Origin of the sequence: Streptomyces sp. NPDC046465 (genome assembly GCF_040646035.1) — a bacterium.
Classification (GTDB): domain Bacteria; phylum Actinomycetota; class Actinomycetes; order Streptomycetales; family Streptomycetaceae; genus Streptomyces.
In genome coordinates, this window is record NZ_JBEYZK010000006.1 from 69,891 (window position 1) to 92,554 (window position 22,664).

The 22,664-nt window shown below is 70.9% G+C and carries 16 protein-coding genes; 11 read left to right on the plus strand and 5 right to left on the minus strand.

All coding sequences use genetic code 11. The features are described from left to right. Positions 1-20: 20 nt before the first annotated feature. Together ABZ953_RS11255 and ABZ953_RS11260 are read left to right on the plus strand one after the other, a co-directional pair. Positions 21-3,149 (plus strand): AAA family ATPase, encoded by a 3,129-nt coding sequence (locus ABZ953_RS11255; protein WP_361720399.1) that lies wholly within the window; start codon positions 21-23, stop codon positions 3,147-3,149. 81 nt (positions 3,150-3,230) lie between these two features. Continuing rightward, positions 3,231-3,476: a DUF6191 domain-containing protein gene (locus tag ABZ953_RS11260; RefSeq protein WP_361720402.1), complete on the plus strand. Its 246-nt coding sequence runs from the start codon at positions 3,231-3,233 to the stop codon at positions 3,474-3,476. Here ABZ953_RS11260 and ABZ953_RS11265 read toward each other — a convergent pair whose 3' ends face one another. Continuing rightward, a complete protein-coding gene (locus ABZ953_RS11265) occupies positions 3,477-4,634 on the minus strand; it encodes a PQQ-dependent sugar dehydrogenase (protein ID WP_361720405.1) in 1,158 nt (385 codons plus the stop codon). Between the two features lie 89 nt (positions 4,635-4,723). Continuing rightward, positions 4,724-5,749, minus strand: a complete 1,026-nt coding sequence (locus ABZ953_RS11270; protein ID WP_361720408.1) for an aldo/keto reductase — start codon at positions 5,747-5,749, stop codon at positions 4,724-4,726. A gap of 117 nt (positions 5,750-5,866) precedes the next feature. Here ABZ953_RS11270 and ABZ953_RS11275 point away from each other — a divergent pair, with 117 nt between their 5' ends. The 6 genes from ABZ953_RS11275 (at position 5,867) to serA (ending at position 15,789) form a co-directional block, all read left to right on the plus strand. Beyond that, complete coding sequence (locus ABZ953_RS11275; protein WP_361720411.1) at positions 5,867-6,820, plus strand: 2-hydroxyacid dehydrogenase; 954 nt, start codon at positions 5,867-5,869, stop codon at positions 6,818-6,820. 437 nt (positions 6,821-7,257) lie between these two features. Continuing rightward, positions 7,258-10,203 carry an EAL domain-containing protein gene (locus ABZ953_RS11280; protein WP_361721004.1) on the plus strand — a complete coding sequence of 982 codons (2,946 nt, stop codon included), beginning with the start codon at positions 7,258-7,260 and terminating at the stop codon, positions 10,201-10,203. Positions 10,204-10,438: 235 nt separating this feature from the next. Further along, entirely contained in the window at positions 10,439-12,286 is a 1,848-nt protein-coding gene (locus ABZ953_RS11285; protein ID WP_361720414.1) for an acetolactate synthase large subunit, read from the plus strand. Positions 12,287-12,315: 29 nt separating this feature from the next. Then, the gene (gene ilvN, locus ABZ953_RS11290; protein ID WP_361720417.1) at positions 12,316-12,843 is read left to right on the plus strand and encodes an acetolactate synthase small subunit; all 528 of its coding nucleotides are present in this window, start codon (positions 12,316-12,318) and stop codon (positions 12,841-12,843) included. Between the two features lie 115 nt (positions 12,844-12,958). Beyond that, the gene (ilvC, locus tag ABZ953_RS11295; RefSeq protein WP_361720420.1) at positions 12,959-13,957 is read left to right on the plus strand and encodes a ketol-acid reductoisomerase; all 999 of its coding nucleotides are present in this window, start codon (positions 12,959-12,961) and stop codon (positions 13,955-13,957) included. Positions 13,958-14,184: 227 nt separating this feature from the next. Further along, the gene (gene serA / locus ABZ953_RS11300; RefSeq protein WP_361720423.1) at positions 14,185-15,789 is read left to right on the plus strand and encodes a phosphoglycerate dehydrogenase; all 1,605 of its coding nucleotides are present in this window, start codon (positions 14,185-14,187) and stop codon (positions 15,787-15,789) included. 104 nt (positions 15,790-15,893) lie between these two features. On the opposite strand, the gene ABZ953_RS11305 is transcribed toward serA, so the two are convergent. Next, positions 15,894-17,387, minus strand: a complete 1,494-nt coding sequence (locus ABZ953_RS11305) for an MFS transporter (RefSeq protein ID WP_361720426.1) — start codon at positions 17,385-17,387, stop codon at positions 15,894-15,896. A 111-nt stretch (positions 17,388-17,498) separates the two neighbouring features. Here ABZ953_RS11305 and ABZ953_RS11310 point away from each other — a divergent pair, with 111 nt between their 5' ends. Then, entirely contained in the window at positions 17,499-18,083 is a 585-nt protein-coding gene (locus ABZ953_RS11310) for a TetR/AcrR family transcriptional regulator (RefSeq protein ID WP_361720429.1), read from the plus strand. 65 nt (positions 18,084-18,148) lie between these two features. On the opposite strand, the gene ABZ953_RS11315 is transcribed toward ABZ953_RS11310, so the two are convergent. Together ABZ953_RS11315 and ABZ953_RS11320 are read right to left on the minus strand one after the other, a co-directional pair. Continuing rightward, positions 18,149-18,499, minus strand: coding sequence for a hypothetical protein (locus tag ABZ953_RS11315; protein ID WP_361720432.1), 351 nt, complete (start codon positions 18,497-18,499; stop codon positions 18,149-18,151). A 96-nt stretch (positions 18,500-18,595) separates the two neighbouring features. Next, a complete protein-coding gene (locus ABZ953_RS11320) occupies positions 18,596-19,801 on the minus strand; it encodes a helix-turn-helix domain-containing protein (RefSeq protein ID WP_361720435.1) in 1,206 nt (401 codons plus the stop codon). Between the two features lie 163 nt (positions 19,802-19,964). Between ABZ953_RS11320 and ABZ953_RS11325 the strand changes: the two genes are divergently transcribed. Next, complete coding sequence (locus tag ABZ953_RS11325) at positions 19,965-20,891, plus strand: proline dehydrogenase family protein (RefSeq protein WP_361720438.1); 927 nt, start codon at positions 19,965-19,967, stop codon at positions 20,889-20,891. A gap of 41 nt (positions 20,892-20,932) precedes the next feature. After that, positions 20,933-22,564, plus strand: coding sequence for an L-glutamate gamma-semialdehyde dehydrogenase (gene pruA / locus ABZ953_RS11330; protein ID WP_361720441.1), 1,632 nt, complete (start codon positions 20,933-20,935; stop codon positions 22,562-22,564). The last annotated feature ends 100 nt before the right edge of the window (positions 22,565-22,664 follow it).

A 22,664-nucleotide genomic window follows, 5' to 3' on the forward strand; every position in this document is an offset into this window, starting at 1 on the left:
CACCGTCCGCACGCTGTGCGATGCTCGCCGCTGTGGAGACCAGGTCCGTCAGCCCCGTGTTCGTCGGTCGCACCGATGAACTGGGCGCACTGAACGAAGCGCTCGCCCGCGCCACGGGTGCCCCCCTCGAAGGAGCCGGGGGCCCCGGGCCGGGCGAGCCGCAGGCGTTGCTGCTCGGCGGTGAGGCGGGCGTCGGCAAGACCCGCCTCATCGAGGAGTTCACCGTCGCCGCCGAGCGGCGGGGCGCCGTCGTCGCGACCGGCGGCTGCGTCGAGATCGGCGCCGACGGCCTGCCGTTCGCGCCCTTCTCCGCCGCGCTGCGCTCGCTGCGCCGCCGCCTGCCCGACGAGCTGGCCGCCGCGGCCGAGGGCCAGGAGGAGGAGCTCGCCCGCATCCTGCCCGAACTGGCCGGAGCGGCCCCGCACGGCCACGGCCCCGGCAGCCGCCCCGACGAACAGGGCATGGCCCGCCTCTTCGAACTCACCGCACGCCTCCTGGAGCGCCTCTCCCGCGACCGCACGGTCGTCGTCGCCCTGGAGGACCTGCACTGGGCCGACGCCTCCACCCGCCACCTCCTCGCCTACCTCTTCCGCACCCTGCGCGGCGGCCGCCTCGTCCTGCTCGCCACCTACCGGGCCGACGACATCCACCGCCGTCACCCCCTGCGCCCCCTGCTCGCCGAACTCGACCGGCTGCGCACCGTGCGCCGCATCGAACTCGGCCGCTTCAGCAAGCACGAGGTCGCCCGCCAGATGGCCGGTATCCTCGCGGCCGAGCCCGAACAGAGCCTGGTCGACGACATATTCGACCGCTCCGACGGCAACGCCTTCTTCGTCGAGGAGCTGGCCGTCGCCTCCCACGGCAGCAGCTGCGCCAGCCTGACGGACTCCCTGCGCGATCTGCTCCTCGTCCGCGTCGAGGAGCTGCCCGAGGACACCCAGCGGGTCGCCCGGATCGTCGCCGAGGGCGGCTCCACCGTCGAGTACGAACTGCTCGCCGAGGTCGCGGGGCTCGGCGAGGACGACCTGATCGAGGCACTGCGGGCCGCCGTCGGCGCCAACATCCTGCTCGCATCCCCCGACGGTGACGGCTACCGCTTCCGGCACTCCCTGGTCCGCGAGGCGGTCAGCGACGACCTGCTGCCCGGCGAACGCTCCCGCATCAACCGCCGCTTCGCCGAGGCTCTTGAGGCCGACCCCGCCCTCGTCTCCGCCGACCAGCGCGCCGCCCGCCTCGCCACCTACTGGTACTACGCGCACGACGCCGCCAAGGCCCTGCCCGCCGTGCTCGCCGCCTCCGTCGAGGCCCGCCACCGGCACGCCTACGCCGAGCAACTGCGCCTCCTCGAACGGTCGATGGAGCTGTGGGACGACGCCCCCGAAACCGTCCGCGACGAACTCCGCCCCGCCGACTACGTCGTGGGCTACTCGCCCCCGCTGCCCGAAGGATGCGGCGAGGCCCCCGGCGGCTGCGACCCGGCCACCACCCCGCTGCGCTACCTCGACCTGATGGCCGAGGCCACCGTCGCAGGACGCCTCTGCGGTGAACGCGAACGCGCCCTGAAGATCACCAAGCGCGCCCTGCGCCTCCTGGACGACGAGCACGACCCCCTGCGCGCCGCCTGGTTCTGGGTGGCCCGCTCCAGCATCGTCTCCACCCTCGGCCGCGGCGACGGCTGGACGGAGATCGCCAAGGCCCAGGAGCTGATGCGCGGCCTGCCGCCCTCCGAGGTGCACGCCGACGTCCTCGTCCACCGTGCCTCCTGGGGCATGCTGCACGACCCGGGCCCCGAGACCCTGGCCGCCGCCGAACGCGCCGTCGAGTACGCCCGCATGGTCAAGGCCGACACCATCGAACTCAATGCCCGCCTCACCCGCGGCAACCTCCTCATCGAGGCGGGCGACCCGGAGGCGGGCCTCGCCGAGATGTACGAGGTCAGGGAGCGCGTCATCGCCGAAGCCCTGGTCACCGACCTGAACCGGGCGCACATCAACCTCCCTTCCGCCCTTGAGGGCGTCGGCCGCTCCGCCGAGGCCGTGAAGGTCTCGATGGAAGGCGTCGAGTTCTGCCGGAAGTACGGCCTGGTGGACACCGAGGGCTGGGTCTGGGCCAACGCCGCCGAGTCCCTGTTCGCCCTCGGCCGCTGGGACGAGTGCGCCGACGCCGTCGCACGGACCCACCGCTGCGCGCAGAGCTCCAAGCCCCGGGGCTCCGCCGCCCAGTGCTCCGCGCGCCTGGCGCTCTCGCGCGGCGACCACGCCGCCGCGACCCGCCACATGCAGTCCGCCCACCACCACTACGGCAGCCACGACCCGCAGCCGCAGTACTTCCTGCCGCTGACCCGCATCGCCCTCGGCATAGCCGCGGGCGAGGGCCGGGTCCTGGACGGCCGCGCCGAGCTCGAACGCGCCCTCACCACCGGCTTCCCCGTGGGCACCCAGCGGTACGCCTGGCCCCTGCTGCTCGCCGCCGCCTCCATGGAGGCCGACGCCCGGGGCCTGCCCGCCGCCGAGCCCGGCCGCCCCGCCACCGTCGAAGCCATCCGCACCGCCGCCAAGTCCCTCGCCACCCCCATCCCGCTCTGGCGGGTCTACGACGAGTGGACCCGCGCGGAACTCCTGCGCTCCGAGGGCAGCGACGGCCCCGACGACTGGTCCGCGGTCATCGCCGCCCTCGAACCGCTCGACCGCCCCTACGACCTCGCGCGGGCCCGCCTGCGCCTGGCCGAATCCCTCCTCGCCCCCGACACCACCGACCGCGACCGCGCCGCCCGGCTGCTGCGCCAGGCCACAGAGGTGGCCGACCGGCTCGGCGCCCGGCCGCTCTCCGACGCCATCACCGGACTCGCCCAGCGGGCCCGCCTCACCCTGCGCCCCACGGAGGCCACGCGCGCCCCCGCCGCCCCGGCGGACCCCGCGGAGGCGCTGGGCCTGACCAGCCGGGAACGGGACGTCCTGCGCCTGGTCGCGGTGGGCCGCAGCAACCGCCAGATCGCCGAGGAGCTCTTCATCTCCCCGAAGACGGCGAGCGTCCACGTCTCCAACATCCTCGCCAAGCTGTCCGTCACCGGCCGCGGCGAGGCCGCCGCGCTCGCCCACCGGCTGCGGTTGTTCCCGTCGACCGACGTTCAGCCGCAGGCCACTCGCTGACCTGCGCGTTCGGTGGACCGGCCGGGTTTTCGGCGGCCTCGCTTACGCTTGACGGCAGAGACTCGGTTCCTTGGAGGCGCAGTGTTCAACGCGATCGAGGCCCTGTTCGCGCCGGGCCGCAAGCACACCGACGATGAGCAGAAGCGCCTCGAGCTGGCGCGCGTCGATCTCGCCGACGGCGACCCGGGACGCGGCCCGATAGACCTGACCTCGGGAAAGGTGGTCGTACGCCCGCCTGTGCCGACCCCGCGCAGCGATGCGTCCTCCGATGAAAATGCTTCTTCCGATGAAGGTGCTTCTTCGGACCCCGACGAGTCACCGAGCTGACTACTGCACTTCCACTTCCAGGATCTTGTCGTCGCCCTTCTCCGGTGTCCCCCGGGAGTCCGTCTCGCTCGTGACCACCCACAGCTTGTCGCCGCCCGCCGCGAGGACCGTGCGCAGCCTGCCGTGCTCGCCCTTCAGGAAGGCCTGCGGCTCCGGCTCGCCGTCCACGCCCCGTACCGGGACGCGCCACAACCGCTCACCGCGCAGACCCGCCATCCAGACGGAACCCTCGGCATAGGCGACGCCGCTCGGTGAGGCCTCCGACGTCTTCCACTGGGCGACCGGATCGCGGAAGCCCTCCTCGCCCGCCTTGCCCTCGGCCTCCGGCCAGCCGTAGTTGCCACCGGCCTTGATCTCGTTCAGCTCGTCCCAGGTGTCCTGGCCGAACTCCGAGGCCCACAGCCGCTTCTGCTCGTCCCAGGCCAGGCCCTGCACATTGCGGTGGCCGTACGAATAGACGGGGGAGTCGTCGAAGGGGTTGCCGGGGGCCGGATCGCCGTCCGGAGTGAGGCGGAGGATCTTGCCGCCCAGGGACTTCTTGTCCTGCGCGAGGCCGGTCTCGCCCGTCTCACCCGCTCCCGCGTACAGCATCTTGTCCGGGCCGAAGGCGATCCGGCCGCCGTTGTGGATCATGCCCTTGGGGATGCCCTTGAAGACCGTGTCCGGTGCGCCGAGCTGCTCACCGGACGGCTTCGCCTCCTCGTACAGCATGCGGGCGATGCGGTTGTCGGACTCCGTCGTGAAGTACGCGTACACCAAGTGGTCCGACGCGTAGGAAGGGGAGAGGGCGAGGCCGAGGAGGCCGCCCTCGCCGCCGGGGGCGACGCCGGGCACCGTGCCGAGCTCCGTCTTCTTGCCCGTCTTCCCGTCGACCCGGGTGATCGTCCCCTCGTCGCGCGAGGAGACGAGGAGGTCGCCGCCGGGCAGTGGCGCGAGGCCCCAGGGGGACTTGAGGCCGGTGGTCAGGGTGCGGGTGACCTCGGCGGAACCCTTCTCGGGTGGTGCCTCGGCGCCCGCCTTGCCGGTGGGGGCGTGGCTGGACTTCCGGTCCGATGGGCTCTCGCGGCGGTCCGGCTCGTCGCCGCCGCCCGAGGAACACCCGGCCGCGAACACGAGGGCGGCAGCGGCAAGTACAGCCGTAACAGCAGGTCGTTGCACGATCAGGTTCCCTTCGACGCAGCGCTTCTCCTGTTCATACACCGACGGCGCCCCGCAGGTTCCCGTTCCGCCGTCACGAGAACGCCCCCTCAGTCCCACGACCCGAGCGCCGCGGGCAGCGCCGCGATCTCCGCCAGGTCCCTCTCCGTCAGCCGCACCGCCGCGGCCCCGGCGTTCTCGACCGCCCAGCGCGCCCGCTTGGCCCCGGGTATCGGCACCACGTACCGGCCCTGCGCGAGGACCCAGGCGAGTGCGACCTGCGCAGGTGTCGCTCCGTGTCGCTCCGCCACGCGGCGCAACCCCACCACAAGGGACTGGTTCGCCGCCATCATCTCGGCGGTGAAGCGGGGATGGCGGGCCCGCAGGTCGTCCGGTTCGAAGCCCTGGCCCGGCGTCAGCGTTCCCGTGAGGAAACCGTTCCCCAGCGGCATCGCCGCGAGAATGCCGATCCCGCGCGCCGCACACCACGGCAGCAGCGCGTCAAGGGCCTCCGGCGACCACACCGACAGCTCGGCCTCCACCGCGCTCACCGGAAACACCTGCTGCGCCCGTTCGAGGAGCCGGATCGTTCCGTCGTGCAGCCCCGGCCCCGGGCGCCCCGGCGCCGCACGCCGGTGCGAGCGCGCCCCCATCGCGCAGAGGCCGAGCGCCCGCACCTTGCCCGCGGCGACGAGCTCGGCCATCGCGCCCCAGGTCTCCTCGATGGGCACCTCGGGGTCGGGGCGGTGCAGCTGGTACAGGTCGATGGTGTCCGTCTGCAGCCGCCGCAGTGACGCGTCGCAGGCCCGCTTCACATAGCCGGGGCGGCCGTTGGCGACGATGTGCTGCTCGCCGACGAGCAGCCCGCACTTGGTGGACACGAACGCCTCGGCGCGCCGTTCCTTGAGCACCCTGCCGATCAGCAGCTCATTGGTGAAGGGCCCGTACATGTCCGCGGTGTCAAGCAGCGTCACCCCGCCACCGTCGGCGCCGGCCGCGTCCAGGGCGGCGTGCACCGTGCGCACCGACGCGTCGCCGCGCTGCCGCGAGCCGGTGTATGCCCAGCTCATCGGCATGCAGCCGAGTCCGACGGCACCCACTTCGAGCGCCCCCGCGCCGATCGTCCTGCGCTCCACCTGGCCGTACCCTCCCACTCTCCGTCCGGAGATCATCAAAACTAACCGCTGACGCCCCGGCCCCGAGCGCTGCCTCCCCGGGGGCGCCATCCGGACGGCGCGCACTAGCCTCCAGCCATGACGACAGATGTATGGCTTCCGTATGAAGCGCACGAGGTCCCGGGGCTGCCCGAGGCCTCCGAGGCGGGCCTCACCTACCGATTCTGGGACGGCGGACCGGAGTTCCCCGCGGACCCGGCCGACTGCGCCTTCTATGTGGTGCCCTATATGAAGGACACCGAGACCGCCGTACGCCCCCTGTCCGCGATGACGTCCGTACGCGTCGTACAGACCCTCACCGCGGGCATCGATCACGTGGAACCGGGGATCAAGTACCTCGCGCCCGGTGTGCGGTTGTGCAACGCGCGGGGTGTGCACGAAGCGAGCACCGCCGAGCTCGCGCTCACCCTGATCCTCTCGTCCCTGCGGGGTGTTCCGCGCTTCGTGGAGGGACAGCGGAAGGAGGAGTGGCGGTCGGGGTTCTATCCGGCCCTCGCCGACAAGTCCGTGCTCATCGTGGGGTACGGATCGATCGGCGCGGCCATCGAGGACAGGCTCGCCCCCTTCGAATGCGCGCGGGTGGCGCGCGTCGCGCGCTCCGCCCGTGCCACAGAGCGCGGCCCCGTGCACCCCCTCGCCGACCTGCCGTCCTTGCTGGCCGCAGCGGACATCGTCATCCTCTCGACACCGCTCACAGAGGCCACACGTGGGCTGGTGGGCGCCGACTTCCTGGCCCGCATGAAGGACGGCGCGCTGCTCGTGAACGTCGCCCGCGGCCCCGTCGTCGACACCGAAGCGCTCGTCATCGAACTGGAGTCGGGCCGCATCACCGCCGCTCTCGATGTGACCGATCCAGAACCGCTGCCCGCAGGTCACCGCCTGTGGCAGGCTCCCGGAGCGCTCATCAGCCCGCACGTGGGAGGCTCGTCGTCCGCCTTCGGGCCGCGCGCCAAGCGACTCCTTGCCGCGCAGCTGACCGCGTACGCGGCCGGGAAGCCTGTCGACAACATCGTGCTGACCACGGGCAGTTGATCGCTCGGAAGCGTTTTGTGCACGCTCCGCAGCCGCCTGCGTGCGCCCCGTGTCCGCTTTCCCGCCGACAGTCACTGAGCGTAGAGGAGCTATGTCCCTGAGTGACGAGTCTGGTGTATCGTCCCGACAGGGGATGCGCCGTGGACCCTTCGGCGCTGGGGATGAGACATCAGACTGCGAGGGGGGCGACGGGCGATGTATGGCCTATGGGCGAAAGATCCGACGCGGCGGGAGCGCAGCCGCCGACTCTGGCGCACACCGCCCCGCAGGCGCAGGCGAGCAGGGAGTCGCACGAGCGCCCGTCGCCGCACGCACCAGCGCCCGTGCCGGCCCGGCCGGCGTCCGGGCCGGGCGGACGCGGGAGCGGCGCGTACCGAGGCGGCCCGGTGAGTGCCCGCGTGACCGCCACCGCCGTCCTCGACGGGGGCCTTGCGGCGCTGTCGCCCAGGACGCCTTCGGTCCGACGGCCGCTGCCGGGCGGCCGCGGCCTCGCCTCCCAGCTGGCCCTCCTGCTGGTCTGCGGCGCGTATGCCGCGGGCTCCGCGCTCGGCTGGGGCTCCGACCGACTCGCCCTGATCATGGGGGACTTCGGCCTGAGTGTCGCCGCCGCGGCAGCCGCGGTCTCCTGCTTCCGGTACGCCCGCACCCGGCGCAGCCGCTTTCGACCCGCATGGCTGTTGTTCGCGCTCTCCTCCGCGATGGCAGCCCTGGGCAACGCGGTGTGGGGCTGGTACGAGGTGGTGCTCGACGAAAGAGTGCCGCCGCTCGGCCTCGCCGACGTGTTCTTCCTGTGCTTCGCCCCGCCCGCCATCATCGGCCTGCTCGTGTTGGCCAAGCGCCCCGTGACGCGGGCCGGCTGGGTCTGCCTCGGCCTCGACGCCTGGCTCATCGGAGGCTCGCTCCTGACGCTCTCCTGGAGCCTGGCGCTCGCGAGTGCCGCGAGGTTCGAGGGCCAGGGCGTCACCCAGGACGCGCTCTCCCTCGCCTACCCCCTCCTCGACATCGCGCTGGTCAGCATGGTCCTCGCGCTGCACTTCAGACGCTCGTCCGCCCATCGCACCCCGGTGAACACCGCGATCGGCGCGCTCGCCCTGACCGTGATGTGCGACGCCCTCTTCACCTCACCGCTGCTGCACGCCGCCTACCGCTCGGGCCAGATGCTCGACGCGGGATGGTTCGCGGGCTCACTGCTCCTCGCGTACGCCCCGTGGGCCGCCCCCTGGCACGCGCGCGAGGTGAACGGACCGGGCCACACGCGCGTGTCGTACGACAGTGGACCCGAGGAGCCGCGGACCGCGGCGACCCGTCCGATCGCCGGTTCATTGGCCGCCCTCACGCCGTATCTCGCCGCCGCCGTCTGCACGTTGGGGATTCTGTACAACGTCCTGAGCGGCCAGCGCGTCGACCGCGTCGTGCTCTTCACGGGCGGCACCGTGGTGCTCGCCCTCGTGGTGCGCCAGGGCATCATGCTCATGGACAACATCACGCTGACCCAGGAACTGGCCCAGAAGGAGAACCACTTCAGATCGCTGGTCCAGGGCTCCAGTGACGTCATCATGATCGCCGCACCGAACGGCATCCTGCGCTACGTGAGCCCGGCCGCCGCCGGGGTCTACGGCCGAGACGCCGAAGAGCTCGTCGGCTGCGAACTCGCCACGCTCATGCACCCCGAAGACCTCGGCCGGGTCGTCCACGAGATCCGCAGATTCCTCGCCGCCAACCCCGTCGAGGAGCCCACCACCCGCATCGAGTGCCGCTTCAAGTCCGGCGACGGCGACTGGCTGAACGTGGAGTCCACCGTCAACCGCCACCAGGGCGGCCTCATCTTCAACAGCAGGGACGTCACCGAACGGGTCCGTCTCCAGGCGCAGTTGCAGCACAACGCCGAGCACGACCCGCTCACCGACCTGCCCAACCGCGCCCTGTTCACCCGGCGCGTGGGCCAGGCCCTGACCGGCCGCAGAGTCACCGACCGCGGCACGGCCGTGCTCTTCATCGACCTCGACGGCTTCAAGGCCGTCAACGACACCATCGGACACCAGGCCGGTGACGAGCTCCTCATCCAGGCGGCGCGCAGACTTCAGGAGGCGGTGCGTTCGGGCGACACCGCCTCCCGGCTCGGCGGCGATGAGTTCGCGGCCCTCATCGTCGGCGACGGCACCAGAGACCAGGCCGCGAGAGAACGGCACATCTATGAGCTCGCCGACCGGCTGAGAATCACCCTGTCCCAGCCCTACGCCATCGACGGCAACGACGTGCGCGTAGCGGCGTCCATCGGCGTGGCCTTCGCCGAACCGGGCATCGGTGCCGGGGAGTTGCTGCGCAACGCCGACCTCGCGATGTACCGCGCCAAGGCCGCGGGCAAGGGGCGCGTCGAGCTGTACGCCCCGCAGATGCAGGCCGACGTCGTGCGCAAGGCGGAGCTCGCCACCCGGCTGCGCGCCGCCCTGCACGACGGCGAGTTCGCGCTGCTGCACCAGCCCGTGGTCGCACTGGACGATGGCCGGATCACGGCGGTCTCGGCCCAGGCCCGCTGGCGCTCGGCGCAGGGCGTCCTCTTCACGCCCGCCGAGTTCCTGCGGGTGTCCGAGAGGGGCGAGCGCCAGGACGCCGGGCGCGCGGCCGAGCTCGGCCGCTGGATGTTCGAGGCGGCCGTCGAGCAGGCCGCCGAGCGCGGCAGGACCGGCCACGCGGTGCCCGTCGCCGTGCGGATGAGCGCACGCCGCCTCCTCGACCGCTCCATGCCGCTGGCCTCCATCGAGTCGCTCCTGACCCGGCACGGGCTGCCCTCCGGCGCGCTCATCATCGAGCTCGCCGGAACTGACCCGCGGGTCTCGCTCGACGACCTGGAGCGCCGTCTCGCCTCGCTGCGCAGGCTGGGCGTGCGCATCGCGCTCGACGGCTTCGGCAGCGGCTATGCGGCGATCACAGCACTGCGCCGGCTCCCGGTGGACATCCTGAAGCTGGACCGCGGTCTGGTCGAGGGTGTCGTGGAGTCCGCCCGCCTGCACAAGATCACCTCGGGGCTGCTGCGCATCGCGGGCGACCTGGGGCTGCTCTCCGTGGCGGACGGCGTCGACCTGCCCGAGCAGGCGGTCGCGCTCCGCGCCATGGGCTGCACGCACGGACAGGGGACGGCGTTCGCCGGGGCCCTCGACGAGTACCGGCTGCGCCGGGCGCTCTCCATCGGGGAGTATCCGGTGCCGCTCGGTCCGGCCGAGCCGGTGCTCGCGGGCGGGCCCGCGGGGACGTACGCGAGCAGTCCCTCCAGTGCGTACGGAGGCGGGCCCACGGCGTTGTTCAGCGGGACCCCGGCGGCGTACACGGGTGGTCCCACGACCTATGCCCGCTCACATAATGAGACCCCCATCCCACCTACTTGACAGGCACTGCGTGCCGGGGGGAGGGTCAATGCCATGCGCACCCGAATTCTCGTACTTGGAAAGCGCGTCGGCTGAAGCTGGGACTGACCGGTCCGAACACCGTCAACCCCAGCGACCGCACCCGGCGCGCTCCCCTCGCTTGCCTCACGGCACGAGGGGTTTTTTGTTGCATTGGCACCTGCCAAACCACCGCAAAACCCCCGCAAAAACCCTCAGCTTCGAGAAGAGAATGCCGATGACCGAGCAGGCCTCCGGGGCCCACCATCCGCAGCCGCGGCCCCGAACCTCAGGACACCAGTCCACCCCTGTCGAGCACGTCTCGGGTGCGCAGTCCCTCATTCGTTCTCTCGAGGAGGTCGGGGCCGACACCGTGTTCGGCATTCCCGGCGGAGCCATCCTTCCGGCGTACGACCCGATGATGGACTCCACCCGGGTGCGGCACGTGCTGGTCCGTCACGAGCAGGGCGCGGGGCACGCGGCCACCGGGTATGCGCAGGCCACCGGCAAGGTCGGCGTCTGCATGGCGACGAGCGGCCCCGGCGCCACCAACCTGGTCACCCCGATCGCCGACGCCCACATGGACTCCGTCCCGATGGTCGCGATCACCGGCCAGGTGGCCTCCAAGGCGATCGGCACGGACGCCTTCCAGGAGGCGGACATCGTCGGCATCACGATGCCGATCACCAAGCACAACTTCCTGGTCACCAAGGCCGAGGACATCCCGCGGACCATCGCGGAGGCCTTCCACATCGCCTCCACCGGCCGTCCGGGCCCCGTCCTCGTGGACATCGCGAAGGACGCGCTGCAGGCGCAGACGACGTTCTCCTGGCCGCCGCAGCAGGACCTGCCCGGCTACCGCCCGGTGACCAAGCCGCACGCCAAGCAGATCCGCGAGGCGGCCAAGCTGATCACCGCCGCCAAGCGGCCGGTCCTGTACGTCGGCGGCGGCGTCATCAAGGCCCAGGCCACCGCCGAGCTGAAGGTCCTGGCAGAACTCACCGGAGCGCCCGTCACCACCACACTGATGGCGCTCGGCGCATTCCCCGACAGTCACGAGCTGCACGTGGGAATGCCGGGCATGCACGGAGCGGTCACCGCCGTCACCGCGCTGCAGAAGGCCGACCTGATCGTCGCCCTCGGAGCCCGTTTCGACGACCGTGTCACCGGCAAGCTGGACAGCTTCGCCCCGTACGCGAAGATCGTGCACGCCGACATCGACCCGGCCGAGATCGGCAAGAACCGCACCGCCGACGTGCCGATCGTCGGCGACGCCCGCGAGGTCATCGCCGACCTCGTCCAGGCGGTCCAGGCCGAGCACACCGAGGGCCACACCGGCGACTACACCGCCTGGTGGGCCGACCTCAACCGCTGGCGCGACACCTACCCGCTCGGCTACACGCAGCCCGAGGACGGCTCCCTCTCGCCGCAGCACGTCATCGAGCGCGTCGGCCAACTCGCCCCGGAGGGCACGATCTTCGCGGCGGGCGTCGGCCAGCACCAGATGTGGGCCGCGCACTTCATCGAGTACGAGACCCCGGCCACCTGGCTCAACTCCGGCGGCGCCGGGACGATGGGCTACGCGGTCCCGGCCGCGATGGGCGCCAAGGCGGGCCGCCCCGACCGCACGGTCTGGGCGATCGACGGCGACGGCTGCTTCCAGATGACCAATCAGGAGCTCACCACCTGCGCCCTGAACAACATCCCGATCAAGGTCGCCATCATCAACAACGGCGCCCTCGGGATGGTCCGCCAGTGGCAGACGCTGTTCTACAACCAGCGTTACTCCAACACCGTCCTTCACAGCGGTCCCGAGGACATCGGCCCCAACAAGGGCACCCGCGTCCCGGACTTCGTGAAGCTGTCGGAGGCCATGGGCTGTGTGGCGCTGCGCTGCGAGCGCCCCGAGGACCTCGACAAGGTCATCGCCGAGGCCAACGCCATCAACGACCGGCCCGTCGTCGTCGACTTCATCGTGCACGAGGACGCCCAGGTCTGGCCGATGGTGGCCGCCGGCACCTCGAACGACGAGGTCATGGCCGCCCGGGGCGTCCGCCCCGACTTCGGCGACAACGAAGACGACTGAGACCGAGAGCGAAAGAGAGACCCAGAGTCATGTCCACCAAGCACACGCTCTCCGTCCTGGTCGAGAACACCCCCGGCATCCTCGCCCGGATCGCCGCCCTGTTCTCGCGCCGCGGCTTCAACATCGACTCGCTCGCCGTGGGCGTCACCGAGCACCCCGACATCTCCCGCATCACCATCGTCGTGAATGTCGAGGACCTGCCGCTCGAACAGGTCACGAAGCAGCTCAACAAGCTCGTCAACGTCCTGAAGATCGTCGAACTGGAGCCGGGCGCCGCCGTGGCCCGTGAACTCGTCCTGGCGAAGGTCCGCGCCGACAACGAGACCCGCTCCCAGGTCGTCGAGATCGTCCAGCTGTTCCGCGCCAAGACCGTGGACGTCTCCCCGGAGGCCGTCACCATCGAGGCGACCGGCAGCAGCGACAAGCTGGAGGCCATGCTCAAGATGCTGGAGCCCTTCGGCATCAAGGAGCTCGTCCAGTCCGGCACCATCGCGATCGGCCGCGGCTCCCGCTCCATCACGGACCGCAGCCTGCGGGCGCTCGACCGGTCGGCCTGAGGCCGACCGGCCGGAACCCGCCCCCGGGTCCGCCCGCATGGCGAGACCCGCGGACTTCCCTCACTGAACCCGCCGTACGGTGGGACGCAACACCAGCACACATAGGAGATTCCCAGTGGCCGAGCTGTTCTACGACGACGACGCCGACCTGTCCATCATCCAGGGCCGCAAGGTCGCGGTCATCGGCTACGGCAGCCAGGGCCACGCCCACGCGCTGTCGCTGCGCGACTCGGGTGTCGACGTCCGCGTCGGTCTGCACGAGGGCTCCAAGTCCAAGGCCAAGGCCGAGGAGCAGGGCCTGCGGGTCGTCACCCCGTCCGAGGCGGCGGCCGAGGCCGACGTCATCATGATCCTGGTGCCGGACCCGATCCAGGCCCAGGTCTACGAGGAGTCCATCAAGGACAACCTCAAGGACGGCGACGCGCTGTTCTTCGGCCACGGCCTGAACATCCGCTTCGGCTTCATCAAGGCCCCCGAGGGCGTCGACGTCTGCATGGTCGCCCCGAAGGGCCCCGGCCACCTGGTCCGCCGCCAGTACGAGGAGGGCCGCGGCGTTCCGTGTATCGCGGCCGTCGAGCAGGACGCCACGGGCAAGGGCTTCCCGCTGGCGCTCTCGTACGCCAAGGGCATCGGCGGCACGCGTGCGGGCGTCATCAAGACGACCTTCACCGAGGAGACCGAGACCGACCTCTTCGGCGAGCAGGCCGTGCTCTGCGGCGGCACCGCCGCGCTGGTCAAGGCGGGCTTCGAGACGCTGACCGAGGCGGGCTACCAGCCGGAGATCGCGTACTTCGAGTGCCTCCACGAGCTGAAGCTGATCGTGGACCTCATGTACGAGGGCGGCCTGGAGAAGATGCGCTGGTCGGTCTCCGAGACCGCCGAGTGGGGCGACTACATCACCGGCCCGCGGATCATCACGGACGCCACCAAGGCCGAGATGAAGAAGGTCCTCACCGAGATCCAGGACGGCACGTTCGCCAAGAACTGGATGGACGAGTACCACGGTGGTCTGAAGAAGTACAACGAGTACAAGAGCCAGGACGAGAACCACCTCCTGGAGACCACGGGCAAGGAGCTGCGCAAGCTGATGTCCTGGGTCAACGACGAGGAGTGAGGCATTGCGGACACGCTGGAGGGGGTCACCCCCTCCGGCGTTGTCCACCTCGTCCAGCCACGGACGAGTGATCCTTCCACGGAGGCGCATGTCGGCCGCCGTGGCGCCACTACACTGCTGTTCAACATTCGCGTCGGGCCCACAGCGTCGTGCGTCTTCCACGCGGCTAAGCGACACCGCATGCGGCCGTCGGGACGGCCGTCCGCATTGGACCTGTGAGGACTCACGTGAGCACTGCTGCCAACGGCAAACCCGTCGTACTCATCGCTGAGGAGCTGTCGCCCGCCACCGTCGACGCCCTTGGCCCGGACTTCGAGATCCGCCAGTGCAACGGCGCGGACCGCGCCGAGCTGCTGCCCGCGATCGCCGACGTAGACGCGATTCTGGTCCGCTCCGCGACCAAGGTCGACGCCGAGGCCATCGCCGCCGCCAAGAAGCTGAAGGTCGTCGCCCGCGCGGGCGTCGGCCTGGACAACGTGGACGTGTCGGCCGCCACCAAGGCCGGCGTGATGGTGGTGAACGCCCCCACCTCCAACATCGTCACCGCTGCCGAGCTCGCCTGCGGTCTGCTCATCGCCACCGCCCGCAACATCCCCCAGGGCAGCCAGGCCCTGAAGGCCGGCGAGTGGAAGCGCTCGAAGTACACGGGCGTCGAGCTCGCCGAGAAGACCCTCGGCGTCGTCGGCCTCGGCCGCATCGGCGCGCTCGTCGCCCAGCGCATGAGCGCCTTCGGCATGAAGGTCGTCGCGTACGACCCGTACGTACAGCCCGCGCGCGCCGCGCAGATGGGCGTCAAGGTCCTCACCCTCGACGAGCTGCTCGAGGTCTCGGACTTCATCACCGTGCACCTGCCCAAGACCCCCGAGACGGTCGGTCTGATCGGCGACGAGGCCCTGCACAAGGTCAAGCCCGCCGTCCGTATCGTCAACGCCGCGCGCGGCGGGATCGTCGACGAGGAGGCGCTGTACTCGGCGCTCAAGGAAGGCCGCGTCGCGGGCGCCGGTCTGGACGTGTACGCGAAGGAGCCCTGCACGGACTCCCCGCTCTTCCAGTTCGACCAGGTCGTCTGCACCCCGCACCTCGGCGCCTCCACGGACGAGGCGCAGGAGAAGGCCGGTGTCTCCGTCGCCAAGTCGGTGCGCCTCGCCCTCGCCGGTGAGCTCGTGCCGGACGCCGTGAACGTCCAGGGCGGCGTCATCGCCGAGGACGTGCGCCCCGGTCTGCCGCTCGCCGAGAAGCTCGGCCGGATCTTCACCGCCCTCGCGGGCGAGGTCGCGGCCCGCCTCGACGTCGAGGTGTACGGCGAGATCACCCAGCACGACGTGAAGGTGCTCGAACTCTCCGCGCTCAAGGGCGTGTTCGAGGACGTCGTCGACGAGACCGTGAGCTACGTGAACGCGCCGCTCTTCGCCCAGGAGCGCGGCGTCGAGGTCCGCCTCACCACGAGCTCGGAGTCCCCCGACCACCGCAACGTGGTCACGGTGCGCGGCACGCTCACCGGCGGCGAGGAGATCTCGGTCTCCGGCACGCTGGCAGGCCCCAAGCACCTGCCGAAGATCGTCGCCGTCGGCGAGTACGACGTGGACCTGGCGCTCGCCGAGCACATGGTCGTCCTCCGCTACGCGGACCGCCCCGGTGTCGTCGGCACCGTCGGCCGCGTCCTCGGTGAGTCGGGCATCAACATCGGCGGCATGCAGGTCGCTCGCGCGGACGTGGGCGGCGAGGCGCTGGCCGTCCTGACGGTGGACGACACGGTGCCGCAGTCGGTGCTGAACGAACTGGCCTCGGAGATCGGTGCGGAGTCCGCTCGCGCGGTGGACCTCACGGAATAGGGCTCCAGAGCCTCGGGCGGTGCCATCACCGGCTTCGCCGAGTTCGTACTCAAACGCCGGACAGGCTGGGAGTTCCCAGCCTGTCCGGCGTTCGTCTTGCCGTTTCAGGCGGTCCGGCGCAGCGTCGCCGCCGCCAGCGCCGCCGCGAGCAGCAGGAGCGCCGCCCCGCTGAGCGCCGCGACGTGCATCCCGCTCGTGAACGCCTCCCGGGCCGTGGCCGCGAGGGCGGACGCCGCCTCGCCCCGCATCTCCTGGGCCACCGCGAGCGCGCCGCCGAGTGTTTCGTGGGCCTCGGTGGGGGCGGTGGCCGGGATCTCGTCGCGGTAGACCGCGTTGCCGATGGAGCCGAGCAGTGCCATGCCGAGCGCGCCGCCGAATTCCTGTCCCGTCTCAAGGAGCGAGGACGCGGAGCCCGCCTTCTCGGCGGGGACCGAGCCGAGGGCCAGGTCGGTGAGTTGTGAGCCGATGATCACGGCGCCGCAGGCGATGAGTCCGGCGGCGGCGAGGACCGTCCACAGGGAGTCCGTGCCGGTCAGGGTCAGCAGGCCGAACCCGGCCGCCGAGACGGCGAAGCCGGCCGAGACAACGTAGGCGCGGTTCATGCCGCGCTGCACCAGCGCCGTGGCGAGCGGGGCGGCGGCGCCGATGGGGACCGAGGGGAGCAGGGCCCACAGTGCGGCTTCCAGCGCGCTTTTGCCGAGGACGGATTGCAGGTACTGCGTGGTGAAGTAGGCCGAGCCCATCATCGCCAGGGACGCGATCAGGTTCAGGAGGACCGCGGGGGCGAAGCCGCGGCCGCGGAACAGCGCGGGGGAGATCAGCGGGGACTCCGTGGTGCGCTGGCGGTGGACGAAGAGGGCGGCGAAGACGAGTCCGGCGGCGAGCGACGCGACGTGGGTGAGGTCGAGGCCCTCGGCGGCGATCTCCTTGAGGCCGTAGACGACCGGCAGCACGGCGGCCATGGAGAGCGGCACGCTCAGGAGGTCGAAGCGGCCGGGCCGCGGATCCCTGGACTCCGGGATGAGGACCGGCGCGAGGATCAGGAGCATCACCATCGCGGGCAGGTTGACCAGGAAGACCGAGCCCCACCAGAAGTGTTCGACGAGGATGCCGCTCATCACCGAGCCGAGCGCGATCCCGGCGACCATCACGCCGCTCCAGATGCCGATCGCCTTCGCGCGCTGTCCGGCGTCGCGGAACATCGTGCGGACGAGGGCCATGGTCGAGGGCATCAGGGTCGCGCCGCCGATCCCGAGGACCGCGCGGGCGGCGATGAGCAGTTCGGCGCTGTTCGCGTAGGCGGCGGTGAGGGAGGCCGCGCCGAAGGCGGCGGCGCCGAACATCAGGAGCTTGCGGCGGCCGATGCGGTCGCCGAGGGAGCCCATCGTCATCAGCAGCCCGGCGAGCACGAAGGCGTAGATGTCGAATATCCAGAGCTGCTGGGTGCCGCTGGGGCGCAGGTCGGCGTTGATCTGCGGGACCGCGAAGTAGAGGACGGAGACGTCCATCGAGACCAGGAGCAGCGGGAGCATCAGGACGGCGAGGGCCGTCCATTCCTTGCGGGTGGCGCGCGAGTTCGTCTGCGTGTTCGTCGTCATGCCGAGGACTGTACGGGCGTCTTATACGGCTGTCTAGTACGGACGTATAAATCGTCCGTCTGGGACGATGGTTTAGGACGCCCGTATGAATCCCGGCGTATCGTGTCTCGCATGGGACACCGTGAAGATCTGCTCGAAGGTGCGAAGCGCTGCCTGCTGGAGAAGGGGTTCATGCGCACGACGGCCCGCGACATCGTCAAGGAGTCGGGCACCAACCTCGGCTCCATCGGCTACCACTACGGGTCGAAGGACGCGTTGCTGGTGGAGGCGTTCATCGCGCTCGTCGAGCCGATGGGGGACGGCTTCGAGGGCGCGGAGGAGGAGGGGAGCGCCGAGCCCGGCAGCTTGGAGCGCTTCCAGAAGGTGTGGGACGCCATCATCCGCTCGGTCCCCGAGACGCGGCCCATCTGGATGCTGACCCTGGAGGTCGTCACGCAGGGTGAACGCCTCGCGGGCATCCGGGAGTTGCTGATCGAGGCGCAGAAGGAGGGCCGTAGTGGGCTCGCGGCGCTGTTCACCGGCATCGAGGAGGGTGAGCTGCCGGAGGATGTCGTGGAGGGCGAGGGCCGGCTCTACACGACGCTTCTCAACGGCCTGATGGTGCAGTGGCTCTTCGACCCGGACTCGGCGACCACCGCGGAGCAGCTCACGGAGGGGCTGCGGCGCGTGATGGCGCGGGCGGGCGGGACCGGCTGAGGCCGGCCCGGGGTGCGGGCCGGCCTCAGGGCGGTGGTGCTTACGCTGCGGTGGTGCTTACGCGATTACGACCACTTGATGCAGGCGGCGGGGATCCAGCCCCGCTTCTTGCCGAACTCGCTGCCGTACAGCCACTTGGTGCTGGTCTTGCCGCACAGCTTGTACTTCTGGCCCGTGTAGAAGTGGCCGTCGTTGCAGAGGCTGCCCTTCTTGCCCTTGTTCCACTGGCTGACGCCGGTGGCGTTCACCTTGGCGTGGGTGCGTACCTTGACCGCCTCCTTGGCAGGGACGTTGACGATCTGCCGCGAGCAGTCGGGCTTCGACGCGGCGACGGCGGTACCGCCCGTGGCGACGGTGCCGCCGACGAGGGCGACGGCGGAGAAGGCGACCGCGGGGGCCAAAAGCCTGAACTTCATGAGGTGCTGGTTCTCCCATGTGTGGGGGACGAATGTTCGGACGCCGAATACCGTATCGCCCCACGATCATGGCTGTAATCGTTCGTTGCCCGGTCCTTACAGTCGTGACGACTTCAGGACCATGTGCAGCAGCAGGCGGTCCTCGCCCTCGTCCAGGTCCAGGCCCGTGAGCTGCTCGACCCGCGAGAGCCGGTAGTAGAGCGTCTGGCGGTGGATGCCCAACTCAGCCGCCGCGCGGCCCGCTTGTCCGGCGCAGTCGAGGAACACCTCGGCGGTGCGGGCGAGTTCGCGGTGGGTGGGGCCGAGGAGCTGGCGCGCCACGGGGTCGTGCGCCGCCTCCGGAGGCAGCGCGGTCAGCAGGCGGTAGGGCCCCACGTCCGACCACTGCGCCACCGGCGCGAAGCGCCGCTCGGCCAGCGCCGCGCGCGCCGCAGCCGACGCCTCCCACCAGGCGGCGCCCAGGTCCTCAAGGCCGTGCCGGGCCGCCGCGATGCCGGCCGCGGCGCCCGGCGCGGAGTCGAGCAGGCGCGCCGCCGCCGTGTGCGCGGGCGACAGCGCGTCGGCCGAGCGCAGCCGCACCAGGGCCGCGAGGGACTGCGCAGTCGTGCCCCACGGCACCGTGCACACGGCCGCCGCGCCCGGCACCGTACGGGCGGCCGGGGCGTCGTCCGGGTCCGCCGAGCGCCACGGTGCCACGCAGACCACCGCGTGCAGGCCGTCGCCGCGGGTGCCGAGCGCCGTGCGCAGGGCGGCCACCGCCATGTCGCGCTGCCAGCCGCGCCCGGCCGTCAGGACCGCGCGGAACTCCCGGGTCAGATCGGCGCCCGCCTGCGCCTCGTCGGCGAGCAGCGCGCCGATCCGGGTGGCCACCTCCATGGCGGCGGTCAGCTGCTGCTCGGCGGGTCCCGGCTCGTCGTCGAGCAGCCATACGTATCCGAGGGCGAAGCCGCGATGGCGTACGGGAAGGCAGATGCGGCCCCGGTAGACCCCCGCCTCGGGGGTGGGCGGGATGCGGACGGGGGTCGTGGCGCGGGTGATGCCGAAGCTCTCGAACCAGGAGCGGACCTCGGCGGTGGAGCGGCGGGTCAGGATCGAGCGGGTTCTGACCGGGTCGAGGACGGTCGCGTCGAAGCCGCTCTCACCGTCACCGCCGCCGTCGTGCGCGCCGAAGGCGATGAGCTCGAAATCCCGGTTCTCCAGGGTCGCCGGGGCGCCGAGCAGCGCCGAGATCTCGTCGACCAGTTCTTGGTAGTCACCCTTCACCACCCCATTCTCACGCACCCCGCCACGTTCTTCAGACATCTGTCTGAGATCCAGGGCACGGATGCGTGACAGCTGTCGATGGCACGTGTTCCGGGGGATCCTTAAATTTCACGGTGGTTCTCCGTGTCGTACCGCCGCATTCCCTCTGTGGAGGGTTGTGCCGGTATGGCCCCTCGATTTCGTACACCCGTGGAGGTGCCCCGTGCTGGGTCCCGTGATCCTCGCCGCGTCGCGCAGCGACAAGATGCGCCGCTTCGTCTCGGCGGCCCCCGGCACCAAGCAGGTCGTGGCCCGGTTCATCGCCGGTGAAGGCGTCGACCAGGTCGTCCCGGTCATCGTCGACGCCGCCGACAAGGGCCTTGAGGTCACCCTCGACGTGGTGGGCGAGGACATCACCACGGTCGAGCAGTCCCACGCCGCCCGCGACGCCTATCTGGAGCTCATCGGGCGCCTGAAGGACCTCGGCCTCGGCACCAGGGCCGAGATGTCCGTGAAGCTGTCGATGTTCGGCCAAGCGCTCGAGGGCGGCCACGAGCTCGCGCTGAGCAATGTGCGGCCCGTCGTCGAGGCCGCCGCCGCGATCGGCACCACGGTCACCCTGGACGCCGAGGACCACACCACCCTCGACTCGATGTTCGCCATCCACGACGAGCTGCGGAAGGACTTCCCGCAGACCGGCTGTGTCATCCAGGCCTACCTCTTCCGCACCGAGGCCGACGCCCGGCGGCTCGCCGCGAACGGCAGCCGGGTGCGTATCGTGAAGGGTGCCTACAAGGAGCCCGCCGAGGTCGCGTACCAGGACAAGGCCGAGACCGACAAGGCGTACGTCCGCATCCTGCGCGTCCTGATGGAAGGCGACGGGTACCCGATGATCGGGTCCCACGACCCGCGCCTCATCTCCATCGCGCAGGAGTTCGCGCGGCGTGCGGGGCGCAAACTGGACGAGTACGAATTCCAGATGCTGTACGGCATCCGCAGCGACGAGCACCTGCGGCTCACCGCCGAGGGCCACCGCATGCGCGTGTACACCGCCTACGGCACCGACTGGTACGGCTATTTCATGCGCCGTCTCGCCGAGAAGCCCGCCAACCTGCTCTTCTTCGCCCGCTCCATCCTCACCAAGGGCTGAGCTCCCCACCCCCTCGACCCTCTTAAGGAGATACGGAACTCATGGACGCTGTGACCCAGGTCCCCGCCCCGGTCAACGAGCCGGTGCACGGCTACGCCCCCGGTTCCCCGGAGCGTGCCCGCCTCGAGACCAAGCTCAAGGAGCTGGCCGAGAACCCCATCGAGCTGCCGATGACCATCGGTGGCGTCAAGCGCCTCGGTGGCGGTGAGCCCTTCGAGGTCGTGCAGCCGCACAACCACCAGGCCGTCATCGGCACCGGCCGCGGCGCCACCCAGCAGGACGCCCAGGACGCGATCGACGCCGCCCTCGCCGCCGCCCCGGCCTGGCGCGCGATGGCCTTCGACGACCGCGCCGCGATCATCCTGCGCGCCGCCGAGCTGCTCTCCACGACGTGGCGCGAGACGCTTGCCGCCTCGACGATGCTCGGCCAGTCGAAGACCGCCCAGCAGGCCGAGATCGACACGCCCTGCGAGCTGATCGACTTCTGGCGCTTCAACGTGAAGTACGCCCGTGACCTGCTCGCCGAGCAGCCTCCGGCGAACGCCACCGGCGTCTGGAACCGCCTGGACCACCGCCCGCTCGAGGGCTTCGTCTACGCGATCACGCCGTTCAACTTCACCGCGATCGCGGGCAACCTGCCGACCGCCCCCGCCCTCATGGGCAACGTGGTGGTCTGGAAGCCGAGCCCCACCCAGACGCACGCCGCCGTGCTGCTCATGCAGCTCCTCGAGGAGGCCGGGCTTCCCAAGGGCGTCATCAACCTCGTCACCGGTGACGGCATCGCCGTCTCCGAGGTCGCCCTCGAACACCGCGACCTGGCCGGCATCCACTTCACCGGCTCGACCCCGACCTTCCAGCACCTGTGGAAGACGGTCGGCGAGAACATCAAGAAGTACCGCACGTACCCGCGCCTCGTCGGCGAGACCGGCGGCAAGGACTTCGTCGTCGCGCACCCGAGCGCCGACCGCGCGATCCTGAAGACCGCCCTGACCCGTGGCTCCTTCGAGTTCCAGGGCCAGAAGTGCAGCGCCTCGTCGCGTGCGTACGTCCCCGCCTCGATCTGGAACGACGGCTTCCGCGAGGAGTTCGCCGCCGAGGTCGACGGCATCAAGATGGGCGACGTCACGGACCTCTCCAACTTCATCGGAGCGGTCATCGACGAGCGCGCGTTCGCCAAGAACAAGGCGGCCATCGACCGCGCGGCGGCCGACCCGACCTGCACGATCGTCGCGGGCGGCACGTACGACGACTCGGTGGGCTACTTCGTCCGTCCGACCGTCGTCGAGTGCACCGACCCGGCCAACGAGGTCTTCACGACCGAGTACTTCGGCCCGTTCCTGGCGATCCACGTCTACGAGGACGACGCGTACGACGAGATGCTGACCCAGATGGAGTCGGCCTCGGACTACGCCCTCACCGGCTCGGTCATCGCGGGCGACCGCGCGGCCGCCGCGCACACGATGGAGAAGCTCCGCTACGCCGCGGGCAACTTCTACATCAACGACAAGTCGACCGGCGCCGTCGTCGGCCAGCAGCCCTTCGGCGGCGGCCGCGGCTCCGGCACCAACGACAAGGCGGGCGCCCCGCAGAACCTGCAGCGCTGGACGCTGACCCGCGCCATCAAGGAGACGCTGGTCCCGCCGACCGAGTACGGCTACCCGCACATGGGCTGACGCCCCTGCCGGGCCTCAGGGGCCTGTGTCGGAAGTCCCGTCTGCCCCGCGACGCCCGGCACGCGCCCTCGCGGCGTTGTCGGGCTCACCCCGATACAAC

Bases quoted from the DNA above. Each gene is read 5' to 3' on its own strand.
- ABZ953_RS11255 (WP_361720399.1), top strand. From the start codon at position 21: ATGCTCGCCGCTGTGGAGACCAGGTCCGTCAGCCCCGTGTTCGTCGGT.
- ABZ953_RS11275 (WP_361720411.1), top strand. From the start codon at position 5,867: ATGACGACAGATGTATGGCTTCCGTATGAAGCGCACGAGGTCCCGGGG.
- ABZ953_RS11285 (WP_361720414.1), top strand. From the start codon at position 10,439: ATGACCGAGCAGGCCTCCGGGGCCCACCATCCGCAGCCGCGGCCCCGA.
- ilvN (WP_361720417.1), top strand. From the start codon at position 12,316: ATGTCCACCAAGCACACGCTCTCCGTCCTGGTCGAGAACACCCCCGGC.
- ABZ953_RS11305 (WP_361720426.1), bottom strand. From the start codon at position 17,387: ATGACGACGAACACGCAGACGAACTCGCGCGCCACCCGCAAGGAATGG.
- ABZ953_RS11310 (WP_361720429.1), top strand. From the start codon at position 17,499: ATGGGACACCGTGAAGATCTGCTCGAAGGTGCGAAGCGCTGCCTGCTG.
- ABZ953_RS11315 (WP_361720432.1), bottom strand. From the start codon at position 18,499: ATGAAGTTCAGGCTTTTGGCCCCCGCGGTCGCCTTCTCCGCCGTCGCC.
- ABZ953_RS11320 (WP_361720435.1), bottom strand. From the start codon at position 19,801: ATGTCTGAAGAACGTGGCGGGGTGCGTGAGAATGGGGTGGTGAAGGGT.
- pruA (WP_361720441.1), top strand. From the start codon at position 20,933: ATGGACGCTGTGACCCAGGTCCCCGCCCCGGTCAACGAGCCGGTGCAC.